Below are 23,741 nucleotides of genomic sequence, written 5' to 3'. Positions count from 1 at the left end.
TACCTTTACTTTCAGGAAAATGTTTTTTTAATATATCTAGAGTTTGTTTATCAATGTTTAATTTCATTTTATCTTGACCTCCGTATACCCCTAGGGGGTAGTTTGTTATATATATAGTATATGCTTAAAGTTGAAAAAAGTATATACTAAATTAAAAAAAACAAAAAAATTTTATCCATAGAAAATAAATAAATATGCATAGTAACATTGGGTTTTTTAAAAATTTTAAGGTGTTTTTTTAATATACAAATATTAACACGTAAAAGTATAGAATATATATTCACAAAACTGAAGATTTGATAATTTGACAATATTCTGAAAATTATTTAATATGAAATTAAGGAACATATTAGGAGGGGAATTCATGAAAATTGTATTAGCGTTAGGGGGAAATGCACTTCAAAGTAATCCGAAAGATAAGAGTGCACAAGCGCAATTAAAGACATGTAAAGATACTGCTGTATCAATTGTTGACTTGATTGAAGAAGGTCATAGAGTTTCGATTGTACACGGAAATGGTCCTCAAGTAGGACAAATAGTAGCTTCAATAGAAGCGGCACATAAATCTGATGAAGTTAACTTATTAATGCCATTTGATGTTTGTGGTTCATTTTCACAGGGATACATAGGATATCATCTTCAAAATGCAATTTCTGAGGAACTTGCAAAAAGAAATATTAATAAGAATGTAGGAACAGTTGTAACACAAGTTATTGTTGATAAGAATGATTCTGGATTCCAAAATCCTACTAAGCCTATAGGCTCATTCTATAATGAAGAGGAAGCAAAAAAGCTTGAAGTAGAAAATGGTTATGTAATGAAAGAAGATTCTGGAAGAGGGTATAGAAGAGTTGTTGCATCTCCAAAACCAGTAGATGTAATTGAAAAAGATATAATCAAAAGCTTAGTAGATAATGGAAATGTTATAATCGCTTGTGGTGGCGGGGGAATACCTGTTATAAGAGAAGAAGGAATGGTTAAAGGTGTACCTGCAGTTATTGATAAGGATTTTGCTGCTGAAAAGCTAGCTGAAATATTAGATGCAGATGCATTAGTAGTTCTTACAGCAGTTGATAGAGTTTGTGTTAATTTTAATAAACCTGATCAGAAAGAATTAACTGAAATAAATATCGAAGAAATAGATAAATATATAGAAGAAGGTCAGTTTGCACCTGGAAGTATGCTTCCTAAAGTTGAAGCGTGTAAGAAATTTGTTCTTAATGACTCATCAAAAATTGCAATAATAGCTTCATTGGCAAAAGCTAAGGAGGCTTTAAAAGGGGAATCAGGAACTAGAATAGTAAGATAGGTTTATATTTAAGAGGAGTGATTTTGTGAATGATACAAGGAAAATCAACGTTTATTCTGAGATAGGTAAGTTAAAAACTGTAATGCTTCATAGACCAGGAGCTGAGATAGAAAATCTTATCCCAGAATATTTAGAGAGGCTCTTGTTTGATGATATTCCTTATTTAAAGGTTGCTAGAGATGAACATGATAAATTTGCAGATATATTAAGAAATGACGGAGTTGAGGTTCTTTATTTAGAGAAACTTGTTGCTGACTCATTGAAGGATAGTATGATAAAAGAAAAATTCTTAGATGAGGTTCTAGCAGAGTGTAAAGTTAAAGAAAGTAAAAATATTGAATACTTAAAAGATTTCTTAAAGAGTATGCCTACTAAAGCTATGGTAGATAAAGTAATGGCAGGTGTAAGGAGAAAAGAGATAAATCTTAAAGAAGATGTTGATCAATATCCATTTATCATGGACCCTATGCCGAATCTATACTTTACAAGAGATCCATTTGCTTGTATAGGAAAAGGTATATCTTTAAATCATATGAGGACTGTTACAAGAAGAAGAGAAACTATTTTTGGTAAATATATATTTAATCATCATCCTGAATATAAAGAAGCAGGAATACCTCAATGGTATCACAGAGATAATGAATTCGCTATTGAAGGTGGAGATCAGTTAATTCTATCTAAAGAAGTATTGGCTGTAGGATATAGTGAGAGAAGTGATAAAGAAGGGGTATTTAAACTTGCTGAGAATATATTCAAGAGCGGTGAAAGTTTCAATACTGTTTTGATATTTGATATTCCAAAGACAAGAGCATTTATGCACCTTGATACTGTGTTTACAATGATTGATCATGATATGTTCACAGTTCATCCAGGAATAGAGGGAGAATTAAAGGTAATAGCGTTAACTTATGATCAGAAGAACGGTAAAGTTATTGCTGAGGAAGAAGAAGGAACACTTGAAAAGATATTATCTAAACATCTCAACATTGATGCAAAATTAATTAGATGTGGTAATGGAGATAAAATTATTGCTGGAAGAGAACAATGGAATGATGGTTCAAATACATTAGCAATATCTCCAGGAAAAGTAATCACATATGAGAGAAACTATATTACAAACGAGATTTTAGATAAAAATAATATAACAGTACTAGCAATACCATCAAGTGAATTATCAAGAGGTAGAGGTGGCCCAAGATGTATGTCTATGCCATTCTATAGAGAAGACTTATAATTAAGAATTTGTAGGGATTAAAAATAAAATAAATAATAATTTAATGGGGGTAGCACTATGTATAACTTAAGAAACAGACACTTTTTAACTCTTTTAGATTTCTCACAAAAGGAGATTAACTTCTTCTTAGATCTAGCTAGAGATTTAAAGAGAGCAAAATATACTGGAACAGAGCAGCAAAAGCTAAAAGGAAAGAATATCGCACTTATTTTTGAAAAAGCTTCAACTAGAACAAGATGTGCATTTGAAGTAGCTGCATATGACCAAGGAGCACACGTTACTTATCTTGGGCCATCAGGAAGTCAAATTGGTAAAAAGGAATCTACTGCTGATACAGCAAGAGTTCTTGGAAGAATGTTTGATGGAATTGAATATAGAGGATTTGGACAAGAAATTGTAGAATCATTAGCTAAACACTCAGGAGTGCCAGTTTGGAATGGATTAACTAATGAAGCTCATCCAACTCAAATATTAGCAGATTTCTTAACTATACAAGAGCATACTGATAAGCCTCTTAACAAAGTTATTTTCACTTATGCAGGAGATGGTAGAAATAATATGGCCAATTCATTGATGATAGGTGCAGCGAAAATGGGTATGGATTTCAGAATAGTAGCTCCAAAAGAGTTATTCCCAGAAGAAGCGTTAGTAGCTCAATGTAAAGAGATAGCAGAAAAATCAGGTGCTAAGATTACTATTACTGAAGATGTTCAAGAAGGTGTTAAAGGCGCTGACTTCATTTATACAGATGTATGGGTGTCAATGGGAGAACCAGATGAGGTATGGGCTAAGAGAATTAATATGTTAAAGCCATATCAAGTAAACAAAGAAATGATGGATATGACAGGAAACTCAAATGTTAAGTTTATGCACTGTCTTCCAGCTTTCCATGATTTAGATACAATAGTTGGTAGAGAAATCCATGAGAAATTTGGATTAGATTCAATGGAAGTAACTGATGAAGTATTTGAAAGTGAAGCATCAATAGTATTTGATGAAGCTGAAAACAGAATGCATACTATCAAAGCAGTAATGGTTGCAACTTTAGGAGCATAATAAATTTATAATAATATCAGCCTTGGGGACACCCCAAGGCTGAGTTTTGGGATTTTTCTCAAAGTTCAGTTTGTTTTGTATTAGTGTAAAATGGCACCAGTTCAATTTCTTAAGAATAAAAAATCAAGGGGTTGTAGGAAAGTATTTTCTTTGCAGGTTTAAGAAGGATGCCCAGCAACAGTAGTTGAGACTAAGGGAAACACTCCTTTTTTATAGAGATTACTGTAATGAAATACGCGAAATCATTAAGAGTTAAATAAAATTAAAAAAATGTTTAAAATAATTTATAATTTATGGTATTATAATATCTATGGGCCTGTCATAGTAATAAATTTTTATGTTGTTTAAGGCTAATTTAATGAAAGAAGGCGCGTAAAAATGCATATCTTGTTTTATGTGGGATTAATTTTACTTGTTGGACTTGTTTCAGGTAGAATTGTTTCCAAGTTTAAGTTACCAGAGGTAACAGGGTATCTTTTAGGTGGGGTATTGATAGGAGGATCTTTCTTAAACATAATTCCACATGATATTGTAGGTCAATTATCTATAATATCAGAGGTTGCACTTGGGTTTATTGCTTTTAGTATAGGTAGTGAATTAAAGATATCCCATATTAAAAAAGTTGGTAAGGGGATAGTAATAATCACTCTATGTGAAGCGTTAGGTGCAGTTATATTAGTAACATTAGCTATGATGACTTTAGGGGGAAAAGATTTAAGTTTTAGCATAGTCATTGGAGCAATTGCAGCAGCGACAGCACCAGCAGCAACACTTATGGTAATCAGGCAGTATAAAGCAAAAGGGCCAGTAGTAAACACGTTACTACCGATTGTTGCTATGGATGATGCAGTTGGTATTATAGTTTTTGGTGTATCTATAACAGTGGCTAAAGGATTGTCATCTATTGGTGGAGAGGTAACCTTATATAATATGTTATTTGAACCTATTATGGAGATAGTTTTAGCTGTTGTTATCGGTATAGGCATAGGTATAATATTGGCATTCATCTCTAAAAGTGCAAAGGGTGGAGACCAACTTTTAGCTTTAACAATTGGAGTAGTATTTATATCTGTAGGGATTTCTAGTCATTTTAATGTTTCACCATTACTATTATGCATGGCTATTGGGACAACAGTATCTAATATAATGCCTAATAGTAAGAGAACTTTGGATGTGGTAGATAGATTCACGCCTCCAATTTTTATCGCATTCTTTACCTTTGCAGGAGCAGAACTAGATTTGTCAGTACTCTTAACGGTGGGACTGGCTGGAGCAATATATATCGTAGTTAGAGTTATTGGAAAAGTATTAGGTGCTGGAATAGGTGCAAGAATAGCAAAATCACCTAAAACTGTACAGCAATATTTAGGGTTAACTTTGGTACCTCAAGCTGGAGTAGCAATTGGTCTTGCTATGGCAGCACAAGAGGCATTGCCGAATCATGGAATGGAAATAAGAGCAATCATCTTAGGAGCGACAGTGGTATATGAAATGGCAGGCCCACTGCTAACTAAAATGGCATTGACAAAGGCTGGAGAAGTGGATAAGAATATTGTAAATAATACAGTAAGTGTTTAATGAAAAAAGCAGATAAGCTCATCTGCTTTTTTATTTTATTTCTGACAGTTCTGATTTGGATTGAAGTCTTGGGATTAAATATATTCTAAAATATAATAAAAATGCTAAAATTACTGAAGCACTAACATCTAATATAGAATGTTGTTTAATAAACACTGTAGAAGCGCATATAAGCAAAGATAATATAAGGTGAAGAGTAATACTAAGATATCGCTTATCGTTCCTATAATAGCTAGATACAGCGAAGAATACCCCTAGTGAATTATAAACATGTAGGCTAGGAAAAACATTGGTTGGTGGATCCACGGATCTAATTAGATTTATTGTATAGGAAAAAACATCAGTTGTAGCTAATGGATTTCGTAGATTCTGACCGTTAGGAAATAGCATATATATGAAATAGCTTATTATTGTTCCAAAGAATATGAATTTGAAATATTTCATAAATTCACTTCTTGAACGTAATCCCATATATATAAAGCACCAACCGATATATGCGTACCATATAACATAAAATATAATAAAACCACTGATGAAGGGTATATAATCATCTATTGGAGAATGCATAATATATTGGGGGTTAATATATCCCTGTAAAAGGGTAAATATTATTAGAGTTGGAATGAATAGTAGCAAGTATAAAAAATGATTGTATTTATCAAATAATTTTCGGATACTCATATAAAACACACCTTTCTTAAACCTATAAATTAAGTATATCCACAAAATCTCATAAATAAAATAAACTATAAAAATATTAAGTAATATTTAACAAAAATGAGATATAAATTATATTATAGAGTTGAGAGATTATTCTGGAGGAATAAAAATGGATAGTTATATTTGTTCAGTATGTGGTTTTTTATATGACCCAGAAAATGGTGATATAAACAGCTGTATAGATGAAGGGACTGAATTTGATGAAATACCTTATGACTGGGTTTGCCCTCACTGTGGTTCGCTAAAAGAAGCATTTGAGATTGTATATTAAAAGAAGTCTAAGGAAAAATAACAATAGGGTGATTAAAATATTAAAAACTTAAAAGAGGTGTCTTTATGAACAAAAGTATAGAATGCTTTGTTGGCGAATGTAAACATAACGATAATGCGTATCATCATTGTAATCTTGTAAAGATTCACATAAAGAAAAATAAAAAAGATGCTAAATATTCTACTGAGACTGATTGTAGCAATTTTGAATCTAGAAATTTATAAACTATAATAGAAACGAGTGCCTCCTGGTTAAGGGAAGCACTCTAATTTTTTATCCATTTTAATTTTGATTTTGCAATTACTTGCCAATCTTTTATCTTGTGTACATCAATAAGTGTAGTAAGAAAAGTGTTTTGTGCTACGGAATTTAAGTTGAAGATGTATGAGAAAGATTTATACATAGTAAAAAGACGTTAAAAGTTCATTGAACGGTTTTTTTATTAGTTTAAATTCCTTATTGAGTTTATTAATAACAGATAAGAATATTCCAATGTAGCAATGGGGTTATGGATTAAAATACATATTGTAATAAGTATGTAACTATATGTAAGAAATAGAGCTTTATAATAGTTTTAGAGAACAAAAGGGGGGGTAAAACTAATAATGAAAAAAATATTAAGCGTTTTATGTATTGGGATTTTAAGTGTTGGAATTCTTGGAGGGTGCAATAGTAATACTAAATCATTAAATGAAATTTCGAAATTAGATAGTGAGCTTGTCAGCACCAAAGAAGAATTAATGAACTCAAATGCTCAAATAAACAAATTAAATAGTGAACTTAATGATGCTAATAAAAAAATAAAAGAATTAGAAAAAAAAATTATTGAAGGTAATGTTGCCAAATCTGATAAATTTGATGAAACTGAGCAAGTTTTAAACATAGTAACTATGAATAGTGATTATGAAAGATTAACGGAAGGCGAACTGATAACCACTGGGTTGTTAGTCGAGGATAATATAAAAATGATACTTAGTATTATATCGGTTAAATATTACAAAAACCACATACTGGAACTAAGCGATATAGAAACAATAAATGGTAAAAAAATCGCTGTTATTAATTTGGTTGGAGATAATTATTGGTTTGGTAAAATGCAGGGGACTACAGGAGGCTCTATGATAACGTATACTCTTAGAGAAAATATACTTCAAAGAGAATATAAAGGTGATTGGATTGATGGAGTTAAATTTCTAGTAGATGGGAAACAATTTGAAGAAATGCAACACGCAGCAGAATTATCTAAAAGTACATTTAGGTAGTAAAATAAAATTACAGCTACTAAAAGATAGTAGATGTAATTAGCTATATCATATACTAGTTCGGCATGATTTCGTTATCGACAGTCTGACCAGTTACTCCCTCGGCTATGGCTTTAGCTATAACATGAGGTCCATGGTTTAAATATATTGCCACATCTTCTGTTGCTTCAACAAAACATACTTCAGCTATAATAGCAGGCATATTAGTATAATTAAGTTCACCTAATCTACGCCCTAATTCTTCTTGTGTTTTTGTCCCTCTATTTTTAAATCCTAAAGAAGCTAATTTGTTACATACTCTCTGTGCTACATAATCTGGTTCATTTTTAACACACACTTCAGTTCCCAATGCTCCTTGGTATTCATCATAGAAAGGCTATGGAAGAACTAAGGATAAGATTTGATAAACATTGTGTGGGGATTAAGATTATAAGTTACATAAAACAAATGATAACATATGGTGTTATTGATTATTATAATAAGAAAGCTAAGCTTGAAACAAAAGAAATGTTGAGCCTAAATACTAAGGCCGATGACTTTGAACAAGAGAAGATTGATCTTATAGAAGGTAACGATGGGGAGTTCATAAATAAAATAATAATACCATCATCAGATAAAGTTGATTTTAATTGTTTGTGTATAGATGAAATGATACTAAAAGCTATAGATAGATTATCAGATAGACAGAAAGAGATAATCTATAGAGCTGTAGTATTGAATCAATCAGAAAAGGAGCTTGCAAGAGAGCTAAATATAAGCCCATTAAAAGGATTGACAAAATTAAACAATCTAGATTTAAGGTCTAATCAAATAACAGATTTTAGTCCATTAGAAGGACTAAAGATAAGTAACTTGAAAAAATAATAGAAGATTATATTCAAGATAATTATTCATTATATTGAATATATCTCTAGGAGAGCAACAGAAAAGACAGAATTAAAATTTAAAATTAAAAGGTATGGTTCGGATAGCTACGAATCATGCTTTTATTTTAGTTTTAGGAAATATATTGAATTTCACACGAACAATAGCTTCTTTCTGAAATTTTCTGTAATATAAGAAAATATGAAATTAGGTTTAACATGGGATATTCTAAACGCCTAGTTGTGATGTGCATAGACAAAATGTTATGTGGTATAATATGTAAAAGGACTTTTAGGAGGTAGCAACAGTTGTAAGAATTAATAACAAATCATAAAATTTGATAACAAATGGAATTCACAATAAATTGAAATTAAGATGCGCTTATTACAGATGTGATTATGAATATAGGTAAAATGATAAGTATATCAGAAGTTAGTGAGTTAACGAGTGTTACAATAAAAACTCTTAAAATATGAGAAAATGAAGGTAAGCTTAAAGCAAAATTCAAGGCTCCTGATGGACATAGAAGGTATGACTTGGATGATATAGAAGTTGTTTTAGTGCAAGGTTATATGGTGCAAGGAGTGAAAGGAAATTAAAGAAAATTATCACTGAATTGGAGAAAGAAAGGCAGGTACAAAGTATTAGTGAAAATAACACTGAAAGCAATATTAATAAATATGAATGATGAACAAAAATCAATAATTGATAATATGATGTTAGTATTTTGCACTGCTATTAGATATTCATTTAATAGATTACTAGAAGGAACAATTAAAAAAGGTGAATTAGAAAAAATAGTAGCCAATAAGTACAATTTAAATATTCGTCAATCCAAGGATGCTGTTGAAAATGCAAGACAAACAATAGTTTCTCAAAAGGAGTTATTGAAAGATAATATAAGTAGCTACAATTCTAAAATAAAAGCTATTAAAAAAATATTAAATGGTAAAAAGAAAATATCTGCTAAAAAAAGAAATGCTTTATTGAGAAAACTAGATAAGAGACAAAGAAAATTGGCATATTTTCAATCCTTAGAGGATAACAATACTATTTCACCAGTTACATTTGGTAGTAAAGAAATGTTTATCAAAAGATGTAAAGGGTTAATAAGCAACGAAGAGTGGAAAGAATGCAGAAATAATAGATTCTATTCAAGGGGAGACAAGACAAAAAAAGGAAATCCAAACTTAAGAGTAATTGTAAATAATGACATGAGTTTTTTAGAAATATCAACATTACAAAAAACAAAATCAAATAGAGCCTTAAAAATACAAGTACCTATATATTTACCACAAAAACTATCTAAGAAAACTGGGAAAGTTAATGGTAATAATTATAGAGAAATGTTTTTAAATCATTTACAAAGTGGAGAAGCTTATCAAGTTGAATTAATAAAGAAAAATGGAAAATGTTACGCACACATCACTTTTGAATTACCTAAATCTGAGGTCATATATACAGGGCATAATAGGATGATTGGCATAGATACTAATCCAGATGGTTTTGCTCTAACTATGATTGATGATAAAGGTAATTATAAATGGCACACATACCTAAAACAAGGAGAATTGCAGTACGCAAGAAGTAATAGACGTAAAAACCTTTGTGGAGAACTTGCTAAACAAGTAATCTTAATTGCTAAAACTTATGGATGTGGAATTGCCATAGAAGATTTGAAATTTAAAAATGATAAAGATGTAAATGCCAAGTTTGCTAGAATCAAACATCAATTTATATATAGCAAGTTATTAACAATGCTTGAAAGTGCTTGTATAAAAGAAGGTGTTGAAATAGTTAAAGTTAAACCACAATTTACAAGCAAAATAGGATTGTATAAGTATTGCCATCAGTACGGAATGGTAGTTCATAATGGTGCAGGAATGGTTATAGCAAGACGTAGTTATGGTTTTAAAGAAAAGGTTTCAAAAATATTGAAAGATGTATTAGTAAAAGATTTAGATAAATTTAGCAAGAAAAATGAATGGGCAAAATGGGCAGAAATAAATAAAAATATAAAAAGAAAGGTAGGTGACAAGCCTGATTTATGGATAGTAAATAGGAAGAAATTATTAGGGATAGCAAGTTATAATTAACTTTAATATAAATGAAAACTGTCAAAGTACACCTAGTAGGAAAGGCTTTGGTGGAGAAATAATATTAGGGGCTGAGTAACACTCGCAATTCTTTTGTACTTTATAAGGAAATAATTTTAATTATTATTGAAATGTAAAGGCTATGTGGAATTTTAGTATAACAGTACTAACCTAAGTAGTTGAATCCTGTCATGCTACCGCCTTGTTGTCGGATAAGGTGAAAAATCGTATGAATAGTGAGTGTTACTATTTGTTATGATTTTAGAAATCAGGAATTTTATGATAATAAAGGATGCTATTTTTAAAAGAAAGTCAATTAGAAAGTATAAAATGGATGGATTGAATGAAGAAACAATAAGTAAAGTCGAAGAAATGTTAAAGAACGTAAAAGGATTATATGAAGAAATAAATTTTAAGGGACATTTAGTTAAAGATGGTATGAAGGTGCAAGCTCTTTTCAATAATTTTATTGGTAAATATATCAAGGTTAAAGCACCTCATTATATAGTAATAACATCTGATAAAAAAGATGGGTATCTTGAAAATGTAGGATTTGCTTTTGAGGAGATAGTGATCCAGTTGACTTGTATGGGAATAGGAACTTGTTGGGTAGGAGCACCTTTTGATAGGAATATGGTTAAGGATATGATTGAGATTGATGATAATCAAGAACCAATACTTATTATAGCATTTGGAGAACCAGAAGATTTCTTTACAATGTATAGAAAAGGTATCAATGAATATAAAAGAAAGACTCTTGATAAAGTTGTATTAGGAGAGATTGATTCTATTTTTGAAGATATATTCAACTATGTACGAGTAGCGCCATCAGCAATAAACAGTCAACCATGGATGTTTTCAAAGGAAGATGGAATTATTAACACTTATTGTATAGAGAGAAAAAATAAAATCACAAAAGCTCTATATGATAAGATGAATCTTATTGATATGGGGATATCGCTATACCACTTAAAAGTTGGTTTGGAAAAGAATAGAATGAGTTTTGAGGTAATTCAGTCACAAGAGGGAAAGATGAAATCACATAAGTATATAAATACAATTAAATATAGATAAAACAAAGAACAAAGGTCAAAGAACAGAGAACAAATATTGTTGATATTCTTCATGCTTCAGAATATCTTAGAAATATGCAAACAAATAAAAGCTGAGAGCCCAGTAAAATCTGGAGTTTTCAGCTTTAAGTTTATAAAAATTTATAAAAAAACAAAAATATTAGAAAAAAGTGAAGGGTTTGTTATAAAAGCCACGTTTATATTATTGAAAACGTTAAAAAGTGGAAAGGAGGGAATTATGAGGGAAGATGAACTTATAAGGCGTGCGATGCTTGGCGAGAACAGAGCTTTTGAAGATCTTATAACAATATATAAAAAATATGTTTTTTCTATATGTTATAAGCTGTTAAAAGATGTTCATCTTGCGGAGAATCTCTCACAAGAAACTTTTTTACAGGTTTATTTGTCCATAGCTAAGTTTGATAATAAGAACTTTAAGATTTGGATAGGTAGAATAGCTACAAATAAATGCATTGATTACATAAGAAAAGAAAAAGCACAAACAAAGGTTGTTGAAGTTTTAAAAGAAACAGTGGAAGAAACTAAATCCGAGGAAAATCCTATAAACAATGTATTACATAAAGAGAAGAACAAAATTTTATTAAATAGTATTAATAAACTACCAGATAAATATGGTAAAGTTCTCATAAAATATTACATTGAGAACAAAGATTATTATACTATAGCAGAAGAAGAAGGTATTAAACCACGGACAGTGGAAACTCGTTTGTATAGGGCTAAAAAGATACTAAAAAATAGTATGGGAGATGAATTACTATATGAAGGCTTCTTATGATGAAGAAAATATAGATAGAAAAGATATAATTTTATTAGAGCAAGAGGTTGATGTGGATAAATTATTAATGGAGTTAGAAGATGATGAATTAATAGAATTTGATTTTAAGGATAGAGAGGGAGGGGTTAATGGAACTAGTTTCAATCAGCAAGTTATGAATAGAATTGATGATTATTATCCTCAAATATTAGATGTTGAGGTGGTTGAGAGTATTCAAAATGAAATGTATATCAGAGGAAGGGAAAGGCTAATGCTAGTATATCTAGTTCTAGTAGCAGTATCAATGTTTCTGTTTTCAACTGGTATTTTTAGAGATATATTTGAAATTTTTATTCTTTAGTGAATTGAAATATAAAATTTTAAGTTAAGGAGTGAACTAAGTGAAGAAAAAAAGTAAATTTTTAACTTTTATATTATCGTTTTTACCAGGATTACAATATTTATATATAGGCTTTGCAGGAAGAGCAGGAATAGTTCTTGCTTCATTAATAGGGGTTACAGCCATATCTATGTTGATTTCCAATATGACATATAGCACGCCTTTTACTATAGTATTTTTACCAGTAATATGGCTAATAAGTATGATTGACTCCATGATGATTGTTGATAGAATCAATTTTACAATAAAATATGGAGAACTTGATGAATATAAGTTTATAATGAAAGATAAAAAAATTCTAGGCTTTGAGCAAGAGCAGATTCTAAGTATATTTCTTTCTATAATGCCTGGAGCAGGGCATATGTATTTAGGGGCCATGAATCAAGGTGTACAAATAATGACTAGTTTCTTGGTGTTATTATATTTGTCAAATTTAACAGGAGTAATGTTATTTTTAATAGGGTCCATAATTATATGGTTCTATAGTATGTTTGACATGGTTCATAGGGTTTCGGGAAGTTCAATCTATGATGATGGGGAAGAATTTATTTTATTTACAATTGTTAGAAGATTGACAGTCAATAGCAACAGCAATAAAGTGATTGGTATATTATTTGTTCTTGTGGGAGCATTGATAATTGGTAATAAAATTATATTACCTGAACTATTTAGATATCTTGATCATAGAGTAATATCACTAGCTAAAATGGGTTTTATATCTTTGATTTTCATTTTAGTTGGATTTAGATTAATATTTAAAAGCGGTACAAAGGCACTAAGTAAGGGTGAAATTGACCAGTAGTATTGGGGGGAGAATAATTTGAAACAAATGAGAGTAGGTACATTTTCATTAGGTATTTTGTTAGTTATAATAGGGATGCTTATATTATTTGGAGGAATAAAGGGTATAAGTGGAGCTCTATTGATACTTAAATTCTGGCCAATAATATTGATCAGTATTGGAATAGAAATATTATATTTTGTTTATAGAAATAAGGGTGCAGAGATTAAGTTAAAGTACGACGTTTTGGCTGTATTTATATTTATAATATTGGTTTTAATATCTTCAGGAGTATTTGTGTTTAATGAATTCATGGATGATGAAGTATCTAACGTAGTAATGGGTGATATTAAAAGTAAGGCTCATTCAGATATAATGATTAAAGAATATGAATATGACAAAGCTGATATTAACAAGATTGTAATTGAGGATAGAGGTAATATTAATATAAAGCAAAGCACTGATAATAAAGTAAGAATAAAAACAAGTGTTGTAGTTAAGGCAAACAGTAAGAAAGTAGCAGAGGAATATAAAGAGAATGTAATTGATATAAAAGTTATAGATGGAAAACTTCTAATATCAGATTTTAATCAACAAAGTTTAAATAAACTTGTTGAGATTGGAGAAATTGATACAAACTATGAACTATTTATACCTGAGCATATTGATGTAGATATAAATAATATTAATGGAAGTATTAATATTAGTGGAATTAAGAATAAACTAGATATTTATATTAGGGGTTCAGTCTTAAAAGGGAATGAAATTACAGGTGATATAAATATAAGAGAAGGAAATGGATATCGATATAGTAATATAAATCTTGATAATATCACTGGAGATATACAATTAGATACCTATGGTGACCAAATAACTCTTAATAATATAAATGGAAGTTTATCAGGGAAAGTTCAAAGTGATAGGATGCATGTGGATGAATTGAAGGGGAAATGTGAATTATCACTAAATAACTGTAATTTTAACATAAAGTATAAGGAAAAAATTCAGCAAGACATTAATATAGATGGTCAAGGTTCAAGTGTAGAAATTTATATTCCCAAAAACCAAGAAGGTAATTATTATCTTGAGAGCGACAATTATATTAACCTTGAAAGTAAAAAGGTTTTTAAAGAAGATGATATAAAAGTTGTGGAAGGTGACGGAAGTAAAGTGATAGAAAAGAAAATTGGTGAAGGTCCAGAAATTAAGATAAATTTAAATGGTGGTAATTTCAGAATTAAATAAGAGTATACTTTAAGAGGGTGAAATAAACCCTCTTTTGTTGTTTTAACATACCTTACAGTGATATAATCAGTATAATAAAAATAGAGAAAATTCTTTCAATAGATTTCTTAACTAGAATATCTATATTAATAAGGAGGTTTTATGGGATATATAATGGACTTGAGAAAATACGTGGGTAAAAGGCCAATATTGATGCCAGCAGCAGGTGCAGCTATAATTAATGAAAATAATGAGATACTATTACAGAGGAGAACAGATAATAAGTGTTGGGGAATCCCAGGGGGTAGCATGGAATTAGGTGAAACATTTGAAGAGACAGCTACTAGAGAAGTTATGGAAGAGACGGGGTTAAGTGTTAATAGGTTAGAACTTTTTAATATTTTTTCAGGAGAGGACTTACATTATATTTATCCAAATGGAGATGAAGTATATATAACTACAGCAGTATTCTTATGTAACAACTATAGTGGTGATTTGAAGAGAGATGAAGAAGAAACTTTGGAGTTGGGATTTTTTAAGTTAAATGATTTACCGCTTGAAAGAGATTTAAATCCTCCAGATAGGATTATAATATCAAAACTTAAAGATTATTTACTAAACCAAGGAGATGATTTCAATGAATAAACCAATAATGGATAGTAAATTTAATAATACAATAAAGATAGCCACATTTGCTATGGGCTGATTCTGGGGACCAGATTCTCAGTTTGGGATAAAAGATGGAGTAAAGTATACTGAGGTTGGATATGCTGGTGGAGATATGACTGATCCGGAATATAAGAATATGGGAGATCATACTGAAACTGTTCAAATTCATTATATTCCTGAAATAATAAGTTATGAAGAGTTGGTAGAAATGTTTTTTGATACACAAACATGTCCTCATCTAAACCAAAGTAATCAATATAGATCAATTTTATTTTATGGAGATGATGAAGAAAGAGATATTATCCTTAAAATAATGGAGAAAAAAGAGAAGGAAATAAGCAGGAAATTTGATACGGACATAAGATTATTTAAGAACTTTTATGCAGCTGAGAACTATCATCAAAAATACTATTTCAAAAGAATTAGAAAGTTATATTATGATATGAAAGAAATATATAATACGGAGAAACAAATAACTATGTCTACTGCAGTTGGGCATATGAATGGATATGCTCATGGGCATGGGAGCTATGAATTATTGAAAGAAGAAATTTATGATTTAGGATTAACAGAGGAAGGAAAAGACTTGCTCATAGCATTTGTAAAAGAGTTAGATAAGAGAAAATAAGGATAATAATAACTAGAGAGAATAATTCAAATTACATTGACATATTACCGCATAATATGATATGATTCTCGATGGAATAACAAGTAGAAATAGGGATAAAATTTGCATTACATTTATAATCGAGATGATTATATGGGTTCCAGATTACTGGAACCCTTTTTTTATTATCTAAAATTATCATCCCTCATTATTTTATATAAAAATGAAATTAAATTTGATGACTCTAAAAGAACTTTTTATAGGGAGAGTTTAAACTAAGTTGATTCTGACAAAACTTTTAGATTCCAGATATAGTAATATAATAGTGGAAGGAGGGATTAACATGGATTACCTTAATAGTACATTTAAAGCAATTAAATTTATACACAGCAAATATGACGAAAACATACTAGTTGCCGATATAGCTGAGAGTGCATATCTTTCGCCATCGTATTTTTCGAATATGTTTAGGATACTGACAGGGTGCACAGTGAAAGAATACGTTAATCGATATCGTTTATACCGAGCGGCAACTTTACTTAAGGAGACTGATAAGAGAATCATCTCTATCGCCTTTGAAACAGGGTTTTCGTCCCAGCAGTCATTTACTAAGAAATTTGTACAGCAATATAGAATTCCGCCGGCGCGTTTCAGGAGGATAAATCCACTTATTAATCCTTTTCCACCGAAAAATTTATTTATGGAAAGAGGTATAGATATGAATCTAAAACAAAGTTTTGACAGTGTACAATTTGTTACAAAAGAAAGCTTCCTAGTAGTAGGAATTGAGACTGACATTGATTACAATAGAGGTACTAATAACATAGGAGATTTGTATGACCAATGGAACAGCGAAAAATTGGAGGAACTAATTCCTGATCAAGTAAACTCTTCTGTAGTATATGGTATGACTCATGAATCAAGAGAAGATGATACAGCCAAGTATATGATTGGTGTGGAAGTTTCAACACTTGATAACTTGCCATCGGGTCTGATTGCTCGTAGATTTGATACCTGCGAATACGCAGTGTTTGACACCACTCTTGAGATGGAAACTAGCGGAGAATTTTGGAAATACTTTTTCAAGACGTGGCTATATGAACAAGGTCTAGAACAACCTCAAACAGTTTATACCAAGAACAAATATACTTACTCAAGACTCCCTAGTTTTGAGGTATACGATGCTGATTTCAAAGATGAGACATCTAAGATTCAGATTTACGCACCTATTCTAAGAAAATAAGTGTTTTTAATATTTAGAAAATTAAAGAGGAAAGCTTGAAAACATAGTTGAGAGTGGTGAGTGTAGAGTTGAGGTTCTCAACTCTACACTCACCACTCTCAAATTCTTTTAAAAGGTTCTTAGCGCATTCAGCGAGTGCTTTTTTATTTGCATTTACAGCAATGTGAGAATCTTGCTTCAACCTTATCCCAGTTGCATATTTTCCAGAAAGATTCAATATACTCTGGTCTCTTATTTTGATGTTTTAAATAATATGCATGTTCCCAAACATCTAAGATTAATAGAGGTTGACATCCCCATACAGTTAAATTTTGATGTTTTTCACATTGTAGTATATCTAATCTACATAACATAGGATGATATGCCAATATAGACCATCCAGAACCTTCAACTGCAGCAGCGGCTTTTGTGAATTGAGTTTTGAATGCATCATATGATCCAAAGTCTTTCTCTATTTGTGCTAGCAATTCACCACATGGTTTATCTTTAGCATTAGGAGCTAAGTTTTCCCAAAATAGAGTATGTAAAATATGTCCAGAGCCATTGAATGCTAGCTCTCTTTCATAATGTTTAACTAGAGCAAAATCATTATCTTTTCTTGATTTTTCAAGGGCTTGTGCGGCTTTATTAAGACCATCAACATATCCCTTGTGATGTTTATCATGATGAATTCTTAATGTTTCCTCATCCATATGTGGTTCTAATGCATTGTAATCATAAGGTAATTTTGGCAAAGTATATGGCATGGATAATCTCCTCCTTAAATTATAAAGATTTTGATTTAATACTACACTAGTTTATGCATTAAGTCTAAAATATATTTGTAAGAAAGTATTTATTCAGAACATAGTTTGATATAATATAGAGATAAGAAGACTATTGGGTATTTGAATGTGCCTTAATAAATGTTTTCAAATAATTCTGTATGTTGAGGTGATAGTGATGGTAGTAGGAAAATTATCAGAATTAGAAGGTGTAAAAATTAGTGCTGATAATGTTAAAGGTGCTGCGATGAAAGTTTTAGTTGGTCCTGAACAGGGATGGGAAGATCATGTTATGAGAGTGCTTGAAGTTGAAGCTGGTGGTTATACACCTAGACATACTCATGACTGGCCGCATATAAATTATGTAATAAAAGGTAAAGGTATATTGCATTTAGATGGAGAGGATAAGGTTATTGAAGCTGGTTCATATGCTTATGTTCCTTCAAATACACTTCATCAGTTCCAGAATACTGGAGATGAAACTCTTGAATTTATTTGTATAGTTCCTAAAAAAGGTCACGCTTAAGAAAAAAAACGCCTAAGGGCGTTTTTTTAATAGTTCTCGTATTCTTTATTGTGTAGTCCATAACTCTCAAGAACTGGTGTTACAAACATAATTCCGCTTCTATTCTCATCAAATTCATGTTTAAGTGCATCAACTACATCACGTAGTTTCTTCTCTTCTTCTATGACACTCATTATTGTTATATTATTGGGTTCATCATCTTCAAAAAGTGATCTTAAGCCTGCAAATATCGGTATATTATGATTGTGGTTACAAAGAGTGTGAGCAAGACCTTCACTATTTAATGTTGTTGCTCCACATCCATTGTCATAGAAAACTTTAAGTATTTCATCGAGTTTGCTTAATTTATTAAGTATTATAAAAACAGAATACATTGAAACCATCTCCTAACAAGCAATATTTTTTTGTGGCACAGCAATATCTGGTATTTCTCCAGCATTGGTAATAGCTCTTTTGGTACAGATAGGTCCTAGTATTTCAGTAACAACAGTTGTGGCTAATAATATTGTCATAACTGTACTACCTAAGGTTGTACCACTAAATTCATTACTTACAATAATGGCTAGACCTACAGCTACACCGATTTGTGAAAATAATCCAAAACCAATGTTTTTTCTAACCTTATCTGGTACTTTAGCAAGACGACCACCAAGATTTGCACCTAGTAGTTTACCCGCCAATCTAAATATTAAATAAGCTAAACCAAGCACACCAATTTGAGGTATCATAGATAAATCTAATCTAGCACCAGCAAGAACAAAGAATCCTGCTATTAGTGGAGGTGAAAATTTCTCAAGGGCTGAGAAGGTTTTTCTGCTTTTGTTTGAAACATTAGTTACCATAAATCCTAATGTCATAGCACACAATAAAGATGACAGATGGAATATAGAACAAATACCTATAAGTAATAGAATTGTTCCTGATGAAAAGATAAGTAGTTCATCTTTATTTCTAGATTTATTTAATAAATAAGTCAAGAAGATTCCTAGAGCTGCACCAACTGCAACAGATAGCAGTATCTCAAATAAAGGAGATATAACTACTTTAAAAAACGTTAATGATTCATTTTTTACAAAAACCTTCGCAACAGCTGAAGCAACTGAATATATCATAAGACATATAGCATCATCTACTGCAACAACTCCTAGAAGCGTACTTGTTAGGGGTCCTGAGGATTTGTATTCTTTTAGAACCATAACCGTTGCTGCTGGGGCTGTGGCAGATGCTACAGCTCCGAGTATTAATGAGAGTGATACATCATTAGTTAAGAGTAATGAAATACCTGTAACTAATATAAAAGCACCTAGAGCTTCACACAAAGCAATTAAGAAAATAGATTTTCCTAATCTTTTTATAACAGAAATTTCAAGTTCACTTCCAATATTAAAAGCAATAATCCCTAAAGCTAAATCACTTAAAAAAGAAAGTTGTAATTCTAAATTATTATCGATTATATGTAATCCTGAAACACCTATAAGTAAACCTGCTAATATATAACCAGCAACAGATGGTATTTTAAATTTCCCCATAAGTTTACCAAAGGCGATACCAACGATCAGAGCAATTCCCATACTTATAAAAGCATTCATATTATCACTTCCTTATGCATGTATTTTTTCACAACTATAGTATAGTAGTCCTTTTATGCAGAGAAGTAAACAAGCATTAGAGGCAAAATCATTGAATTTACTACTGCCTAAGCTTATCTATTTAAAATAGGTATTGTTCTTGTAGATTTTCATTAAATGTCGAATTTATGCTATTATATAGTAAGTGTATTAAGTGATAATACTTAAATTATAGACTACATTGATTACATTTAGTCTATATATAAACATAGCCATGACAAGGGGCATAGTGCCTTGTACACTAGATATCAAAAGGAGTCAATGATAATGTTTATATATATATCAAAGCTTATTGAAGATTTGAAGTTGGATGTGATAGTTAAAGGTGATGATGAAAAAAAAGTTAGTATCAGCAATATTAATAGACCAGGATTACAGTTAGCTGGATACTTTGATTATTTTGCTAGTGAAAGAATTCAAGTTTTAGGAAAGGCTGAAATGAATTACTTACAACAACTTGATTCATCAGTTAGATATGATAGGCTTAAATATTACTTCAGCTTCGATATGCCATGTTTGGTGTTCTCTAGAGATATATATCCTAGTGAGGAAATCGTTGAACTTGCTAAAGAACAAAAAATATGGATTGTTAGAACTAAAAAGCTCACAACAAGAATAATATCAAATATAATGAATTATCTTGATAGAGAATTAGCAGAAGAGACAATGATACATGGAGTACTTTGTGACATATATGGTCTTGGGATATTGATTGTAGGTGAAAGTGGTATTGGTAAGAGTGAGACTGCTCTTGAATTAATCAAGAGGGGACACCGGTTAGTGACAGATGATGCCGTTAATATAAAAAACATAGATCAGCATTTATTAGGGAGAAGTCCATATATAACAGAAGGTATGATTGAGGTTAGGGGACTTGGTATAATTGATGTTCCAGCCCTGTATGGATTGAGTTCAATAAGAAATGAGAAATATATTGATTTTGTTATTCAACTCGAAAGATGGCAAGAAGGCAAGAACTATGATAGACTTGGTAGCAGTGATGACCATATGGATATCTTGGGAGTTAAGAAAAGAAAAATAGTTCTTCCTGTTATGCCAGGAAGAAATCTTGCTGTTATTATTGAAACAGCAGCAGTAAATCACAGGTACAAAGAGATGGGAGAAGAATCGCCAATTGATAAGATAGAGAGAAGGATGATGGAATCTAGATAGAGTAACAAATTACATAACAATATTTGTGGAGGGAAAACAGATGAGGAATTTTAAGGGCTATATAATAGTACTGGCAAGTATTATTATGTTGATTTTAGGTGGATGTAAGCTTCAAGTAGAAAGTCTAGCAGATAAAAGTATTGAGGGAGCAAATGTTGAAGGAAAATTAAAGGTACATTATATCGATGTTGGGCAGGCTGATGCTATTCTTATTGAGCAAGAAGGAAAATATATGCTTATTGATGCAGGAAATAATGATGATAAAGAAATATTATTATCATATTTAAAGAGTAATGGAGTAAAGAGATTAGAATATGTAATAGGAACACATCCTCATGAGGATCATATAGGATCATTGGATGCAGTTATAGAGAAATTTGAGATTGGAAAAGTATTAATGCCAAAGGTTACTCATACAACTAAGACATTCAAAGATGTGGTAAGTGAAACTAAGAAAAAAGGATTGAAATTTACAACACCTAAAATTGGAGATACTTTTGAATTAGGAGAAGGTAAATTTACAGTATTAGCACCAAATAGTTCAGAGTACAAGGATCTGAATGAGTATTCTATAGTTATAAGATTTGAATACGGTAATAGGAGCTTTATGTTTACTGGTGATGCAGAGGCCCATAGTGAGAAAGAGATTATTAATAATGGATTAGAACTTAGAAGTGATGTATTGAAAGCTGGACACCATGGAAGTAGGAGCTCTAGTAGTAATGAATTCTTAAAAAAGGTAAAACCTAAATATGCAATTATTAGTTGTGGTAAAGATAATGATTATGGTCATCCACATAAAGAAATAATTGAAAGATATAATAAACTGGGAATTAAGATGTTGAGAACAGATAAATTAGGTACAATTGTATGTTTGAGTGATGGAGAAAGCATTGAATTTGTATCTAAGGATGGAATTATCAATGAAGTGGATAATAAGAGTAATCAGGAAGATAATAATGATGAAGAAGAAGATGAACAGCTTAATAGCATAAGTATAGAAAATATTGATAAGGTAAAGGAACTTGTTTTTATTAAAAACAACGGAAATACAAAAGTTAATTTGAAAGGGTACAAACTTCTTTCTGTTAAGGGGAATCAACAATTTATATTCCCAGAAGTAACTATTGAACCAGGTGAGGCAATTACTGTTTCTAGTGGTGATGGGAAAGGTGATATACAATGGGGTAAGAAAAATATGTGGAGTAATTCATCTGAAGACCCGGGTAAATTATATAATAGTGAAGGAAAACTTATTAGTGAATTTAAGTAAAACTAATTACTGATAAAGATTGATTTCATTTAAAAAGAGTCACTATATTTGTTAAATATGGTGATTTTTACTATGGTATAATATTAATATAATGTGTAATATGAAATTTTAAAAGGGGACGTGATAACATGAATGAAAACCAATCGAGATTGATTGAGGGATTCAGAAGTGAAAAGAAGAAACCAAATACAGTAGTTTCGGTACTACTATTAATATTTACGGTGGCTCTGGCTTTTGTGTTAATGATAGTTGGGCAGATTATTGGAGGAATAGTTATTGGTGTAATAACACTTGCAGTTCCTACTGACATGGGGATGACTACTAATACAATACTGAATTTAGTGTTTATTTTTGGTGGAATGGCAGTAGTATTTATGTTGTATGTTAAGTTCATTCAGAAAAGAAAAGTAAGAACACTTGGATTTTATAAAGAGAATGCAGGTAAGAATTACATAAAGGGATTCTTTATTGGAATTGCCATGATGACTATTTCAGTACTCATATGTTATGCTACAGGTTCAATGAAACCTACAACAACAGCAAGTGGTGTAGCGGTTGGGGCAGCTGCAATTGGACCTGTTTTATTAATTCTTATAGGATGGATAATTCAGGGAGGAACAGAGGAGATAATAACAAGAGGATGGCTTTTACCTGTTATTGGAGCACGATATAATGTAATACTTGCCATAATAATATCTTCATCATTTTTTGGGCTATTACACTTAGGCAATAATAATGTTGGGGTATTACCTATGATAAACCTAATATTATTTGGTGTATTTGCTGCAGTTTATGCTCTGCGTGAGGGAGCAATATGGGGAGTAATGGGAATTCATTCTGCTTGGAACTGGGCACAGGGAAATATATTTGGAATCGAAGTAAGTGGTAACCCTGTTGTAGGAGGAACAATATTTAAGTTCAATAACTCAGGTTCACAATTTATTTCAGGTGGAGGATTTGGAATTGAGGGAGGAATTGCGTGCACTATAGTTTTGGTTATTGGAATTCTTATAGTATACAAATTCATGAATAAAGAAGTTTTACGTTAAATATATGTTCAAAAACATAACTGAGAATATGATAAATATAATGGCTCCACTTTCATGTATAAAACATGGAAGTGGAGTTCGTTTGTTTTTGACTGCTTTATTCTAAAAAAAGGATATTAGATATTTATGTCTAATATCATAATATGGAATAAATTGTTAGGGGGGA

The 23,741-nt window shown here is 30.9% G+C and carries 25 protein-coding genes and 1 pseudogene; 21 read left to right on the top strand and 5 right to left on the bottom strand.

Features of this window, described 5'->3' with window-relative positions; genetic code table 11:
- Nucleotides 1–364: 364 nt before the first annotated feature.
- The 4 genes from arcC to KDK92_RS19845 all read left to right on the top strand — a co-directional run bounded on the left by arcC (nucleotide 365) and on the right by KDK92_RS19845 (nucleotide 5,177).
- Nucleotides 365–1,309 carry a carbamate kinase gene (arcC, locus tag KDK92_RS19860; protein ID WP_250861138.1) on the top strand — a complete coding sequence of 315 codons (945 nt, stop codon included), beginning with the start codon at nucleotides 365–367 and terminating at the stop codon, nucleotides 1,307–1,309.
- A gap of 25 nt (nucleotides 1,310–1,334) precedes the next feature.
- On the top strand, nucleotides 1,335–2,543 hold the full coding sequence (gene arcA, locus KDK92_RS19855; RefSeq protein ID WP_250861137.1) for an arginine deiminase: 1,209 nt from the start codon (nucleotides 1,335–1,337) through the stop codon (nucleotides 2,541–2,543).
- A 57-nt stretch (nucleotides 2,544–2,600) separates the two neighbouring features.
- Nucleotides 2,601–3,599, top strand: coding sequence for an ornithine carbamoyltransferase (gene argF, locus KDK92_RS19850; RefSeq protein WP_250861136.1), 999 nt, complete (start codon nucleotides 2,601–2,603; stop codon nucleotides 3,597–3,599).
- Nucleotides 3,600–3,995: 396 nt separating this feature from the next.
- On the top strand, nucleotides 3,996–5,177 hold the full coding sequence (locus KDK92_RS19845; RefSeq protein ID WP_250861135.1) for a cation:proton antiporter: 1,182 nt from the start codon (nucleotides 3,996–3,998) through the stop codon (nucleotides 5,175–5,177).
- Nucleotides 5,178–5,207: 30 nt separating this feature from the next.
- Here the strand turns inward: KDK92_RS19845 and KDK92_RS19840 are convergent, their stop codons facing one another.
- A complete protein-coding gene (locus tag KDK92_RS19840; protein ID WP_338115280.1) occupies nucleotides 5,208–5,621 on the bottom strand; it encodes a phosphatase PAP2 family protein in 414 nt (137 codons plus the stop codon).
- 385 nt (nucleotides 5,622–6,006) lie between these two features.
- On the opposite strand from KDK92_RS19840, the gene KDK92_RS19835 reads away from it, so the two are divergent.
- The 3 genes from KDK92_RS19835 to KDK92_RS19825 all read left to right on the top strand — a co-directional run bounded on the left by KDK92_RS19835 (nucleotide 6,007) and on the right by KDK92_RS19825 (nucleotide 7,430).
- Entirely contained in the window at nucleotides 6,007–6,168 is a 162-nt protein-coding gene (locus KDK92_RS19835) for a rubredoxin (protein WP_250861133.1), read from the top strand.
- Between the two features lie 65 nt (nucleotides 6,169–6,233).
- Nucleotides 6,234–6,392 (top strand): DUF1540 domain-containing protein, encoded by a 159-nt coding sequence (locus tag KDK92_RS19830; protein ID WP_250861132.1) that lies wholly within the window; start codon nucleotides 6,234–6,236, stop codon nucleotides 6,390–6,392.
- A gap of 381 nt (nucleotides 6,393–6,773) precedes the next feature.
- Complete coding sequence (locus KDK92_RS19825) at nucleotides 6,774–7,430, top strand: hypothetical protein (protein WP_250861131.1); 657 nt, start codon at nucleotides 6,774–6,776, stop codon at nucleotides 7,428–7,430.
- Between the two features lie 55 nt (nucleotides 7,431–7,485).
- Here the strand turns inward: KDK92_RS19825 and KDK92_RS19820 are convergent, their stop codons facing one another.
- Entirely contained in the window at nucleotides 7,486–7,779 is a 294-nt protein-coding gene (locus KDK92_RS19820; protein WP_250861130.1) for an N-acetylmuramoyl-L-alanine amidase, read from the bottom strand.
- A gap of 65 nt (nucleotides 7,780–7,844) precedes the next feature.
- On the opposite strand from KDK92_RS19820, the gene KDK92_RS24850 reads away from it, so the two are divergent.
- The 10 genes and pseudogenes from KDK92_RS24850 (at nucleotide 7,845) to KDK92_RS19770 (ending at nucleotide 17,162) form a co-directional block, all read left to right on the top strand.
- A complete protein-coding gene (locus KDK92_RS24850; protein WP_250861129.1) occupies nucleotides 7,845–8,294 on the top strand; it encodes a sigma factor-like helix-turn-helix DNA-binding protein in 450 nt (149 codons plus the stop codon).
- Between the two features lie 647 nt (nucleotides 8,295–8,941).
- Complete coding sequence (locus tag KDK92_RS19810; protein ID WP_250861128.1) at nucleotides 8,942–10,390, top strand: IS200/IS605 family accessory protein TnpB-related protein; 1,449 nt, start codon at nucleotides 8,942–8,944, stop codon at nucleotides 10,388–10,390.
- 240 nt (nucleotides 10,391–10,630) lie between these two features.
- A complete protein-coding gene (locus KDK92_RS19805) occupies nucleotides 10,631–11,464 on the top strand; it encodes a nitroreductase family protein (protein WP_250861127.1) in 834 nt (277 codons plus the stop codon).
- 237 nt (nucleotides 11,465–11,701) lie between these two features.
- Nucleotides 11,702–12,259, top strand: a complete 558-nt coding sequence (locus KDK92_RS19800; RefSeq protein WP_250861126.1) for an RNA polymerase sigma factor — start codon at nucleotides 11,702–11,704, stop codon at nucleotides 12,257–12,259.
- Nucleotides 12,243–12,599 carry a hypothetical protein gene (locus tag KDK92_RS19795; RefSeq protein ID WP_250861125.1) on the top strand — a complete coding sequence of 119 codons (357 nt, stop codon included), beginning with the start codon at nucleotides 12,243–12,245 and terminating at the stop codon, nucleotides 12,597–12,599. The genes KDK92_RS19800 and KDK92_RS19795 overlap by 17 nt, the downstream gene beginning before the upstream one ends.
- A 40-nt stretch (nucleotides 12,600–12,639) precedes the next feature.
- Nucleotides 12,640–13,440: a hypothetical protein gene (locus KDK92_RS19790; protein WP_250861124.1), complete on the top strand. Its 801-nt coding sequence runs from the start codon at nucleotides 12,640–12,642 to the stop codon at nucleotides 13,438–13,440.
- A gap of 18 nt (nucleotides 13,441–13,458) precedes the next feature.
- Nucleotides 13,459–14,664, top strand: coding sequence for a hypothetical protein (locus tag KDK92_RS19785; RefSeq protein ID WP_250861123.1), 1,206 nt, complete (start codon nucleotides 13,459–13,461; stop codon nucleotides 14,662–14,664).
- Nucleotides 14,665–14,805: 141 nt separating this feature from the next.
- The gene (locus KDK92_RS19780; protein ID WP_250861122.1) at nucleotides 14,806–15,288 is read left to right on the top strand and encodes an NUDIX hydrolase; all 483 of its coding nucleotides are present in this window, start codon (nucleotides 14,806–14,808) and stop codon (nucleotides 15,286–15,288) included.
- A 73-nt stretch (nucleotides 15,289–15,361) separates the two neighbouring features.
- Nucleotides 15,362–15,940, top strand: a pseudogene (locus KDK92_RS19775) (peptide-methionine (S)-S-oxide reductase); the annotation flags it as partial.
- A gap of 322 nt (nucleotides 15,941–16,262) precedes the next feature.
- The gene (locus KDK92_RS19770) at nucleotides 16,263–17,162 is read left to right on the top strand and encodes an AraC family transcriptional regulator (protein WP_250861121.1); all 900 of its coding nucleotides are present in this window, start codon (nucleotides 16,263–16,265) and stop codon (nucleotides 17,160–17,162) included.
- Nucleotides 17,163–17,305: 143 nt separating this feature from the next.
- On the opposite strand, the gene KDK92_RS19765 is transcribed toward KDK92_RS19770, so the two are convergent.
- Complete coding sequence (locus KDK92_RS19765) at nucleotides 17,306–17,908, bottom strand: superoxide dismutase (RefSeq protein ID WP_250861120.1); 603 nt, start codon at nucleotides 17,906–17,908, stop codon at nucleotides 17,306–17,308.
- A gap of 196 nt (nucleotides 17,909–18,104) precedes the next feature.
- On the opposite strand from KDK92_RS19765, the gene KDK92_RS19760 reads away from it, so the two are divergent.
- Nucleotides 18,105–18,452 carry a cupin domain-containing protein gene (locus KDK92_RS19760; RefSeq protein ID WP_250861119.1) on the top strand — a complete coding sequence of 116 codons (348 nt, stop codon included), beginning with the start codon at nucleotides 18,105–18,107 and terminating at the stop codon, nucleotides 18,450–18,452.
- A 26-nt stretch (nucleotides 18,453–18,478) separates the two neighbouring features.
- Here KDK92_RS19760 and KDK92_RS19755 read toward each other — a convergent pair whose 3' ends face one another.
- Nucleotides 18,479–18,826: a hypothetical protein gene (locus KDK92_RS19755; protein ID WP_250861118.1), complete on the bottom strand. Its 348-nt coding sequence runs from the start codon at nucleotides 18,824–18,826 to the stop codon at nucleotides 18,479–18,481.
- 12 nt (nucleotides 18,827–18,838) lie between these two features.
- On the bottom strand, nucleotides 18,839–20,041 hold the full coding sequence (locus tag KDK92_RS19750; protein WP_250861117.1) for a cation:proton antiporter: 1,203 nt from the start codon (nucleotides 20,039–20,041) through the stop codon (nucleotides 18,839–18,841).
- Nucleotides 20,042–20,347: 306 nt separating this feature from the next.
- Here KDK92_RS19750 and hprK point away from each other — a divergent pair, with 306 nt between their 5' ends.
- The 3 genes from hprK (at nucleotide 20,348) to KDK92_RS19735 (ending at nucleotide 23,575) form a co-directional block, all read left to right on the top strand.
- A complete protein-coding gene (hprK, locus tag KDK92_RS19745; protein WP_250861116.1) occupies nucleotides 20,348–21,253 on the top strand; it encodes an HPr(Ser) kinase/phosphatase in 906 nt (301 codons plus the stop codon).
- Nucleotides 21,254–21,293: 40 nt separating this feature from the next.
- Entirely contained in the window at nucleotides 21,294–22,526 is a 1,233-nt protein-coding gene (locus KDK92_RS19740; protein ID WP_250861115.1) for an MBL fold metallo-hydrolase, read from the top strand.
- Between the two features lie 128 nt (nucleotides 22,527–22,654).
- Entirely contained in the window at nucleotides 22,655–23,575 is a 921-nt protein-coding gene (locus tag KDK92_RS19735; RefSeq protein ID WP_250861114.1) for a CPBP family intramembrane glutamic endopeptidase, read from the top strand.
- Nucleotides 23,576–23,741: the final 166 nt, after the last annotated feature.

Source organism: Oceanirhabdus seepicola, from assembly GCF_023684385.1.
In the GTDB taxonomy this organism is placed as follows: Bacteria; Bacillota; Clostridia; order Clostridiales; family Clostridiaceae; genus Oceanirhabdus; species Oceanirhabdus seepicola.
The sequence above is the reverse complement of the archived record's forward strand: the minus strand, read 5'-3'. Positions and strand labels throughout refer to the sequence as shown.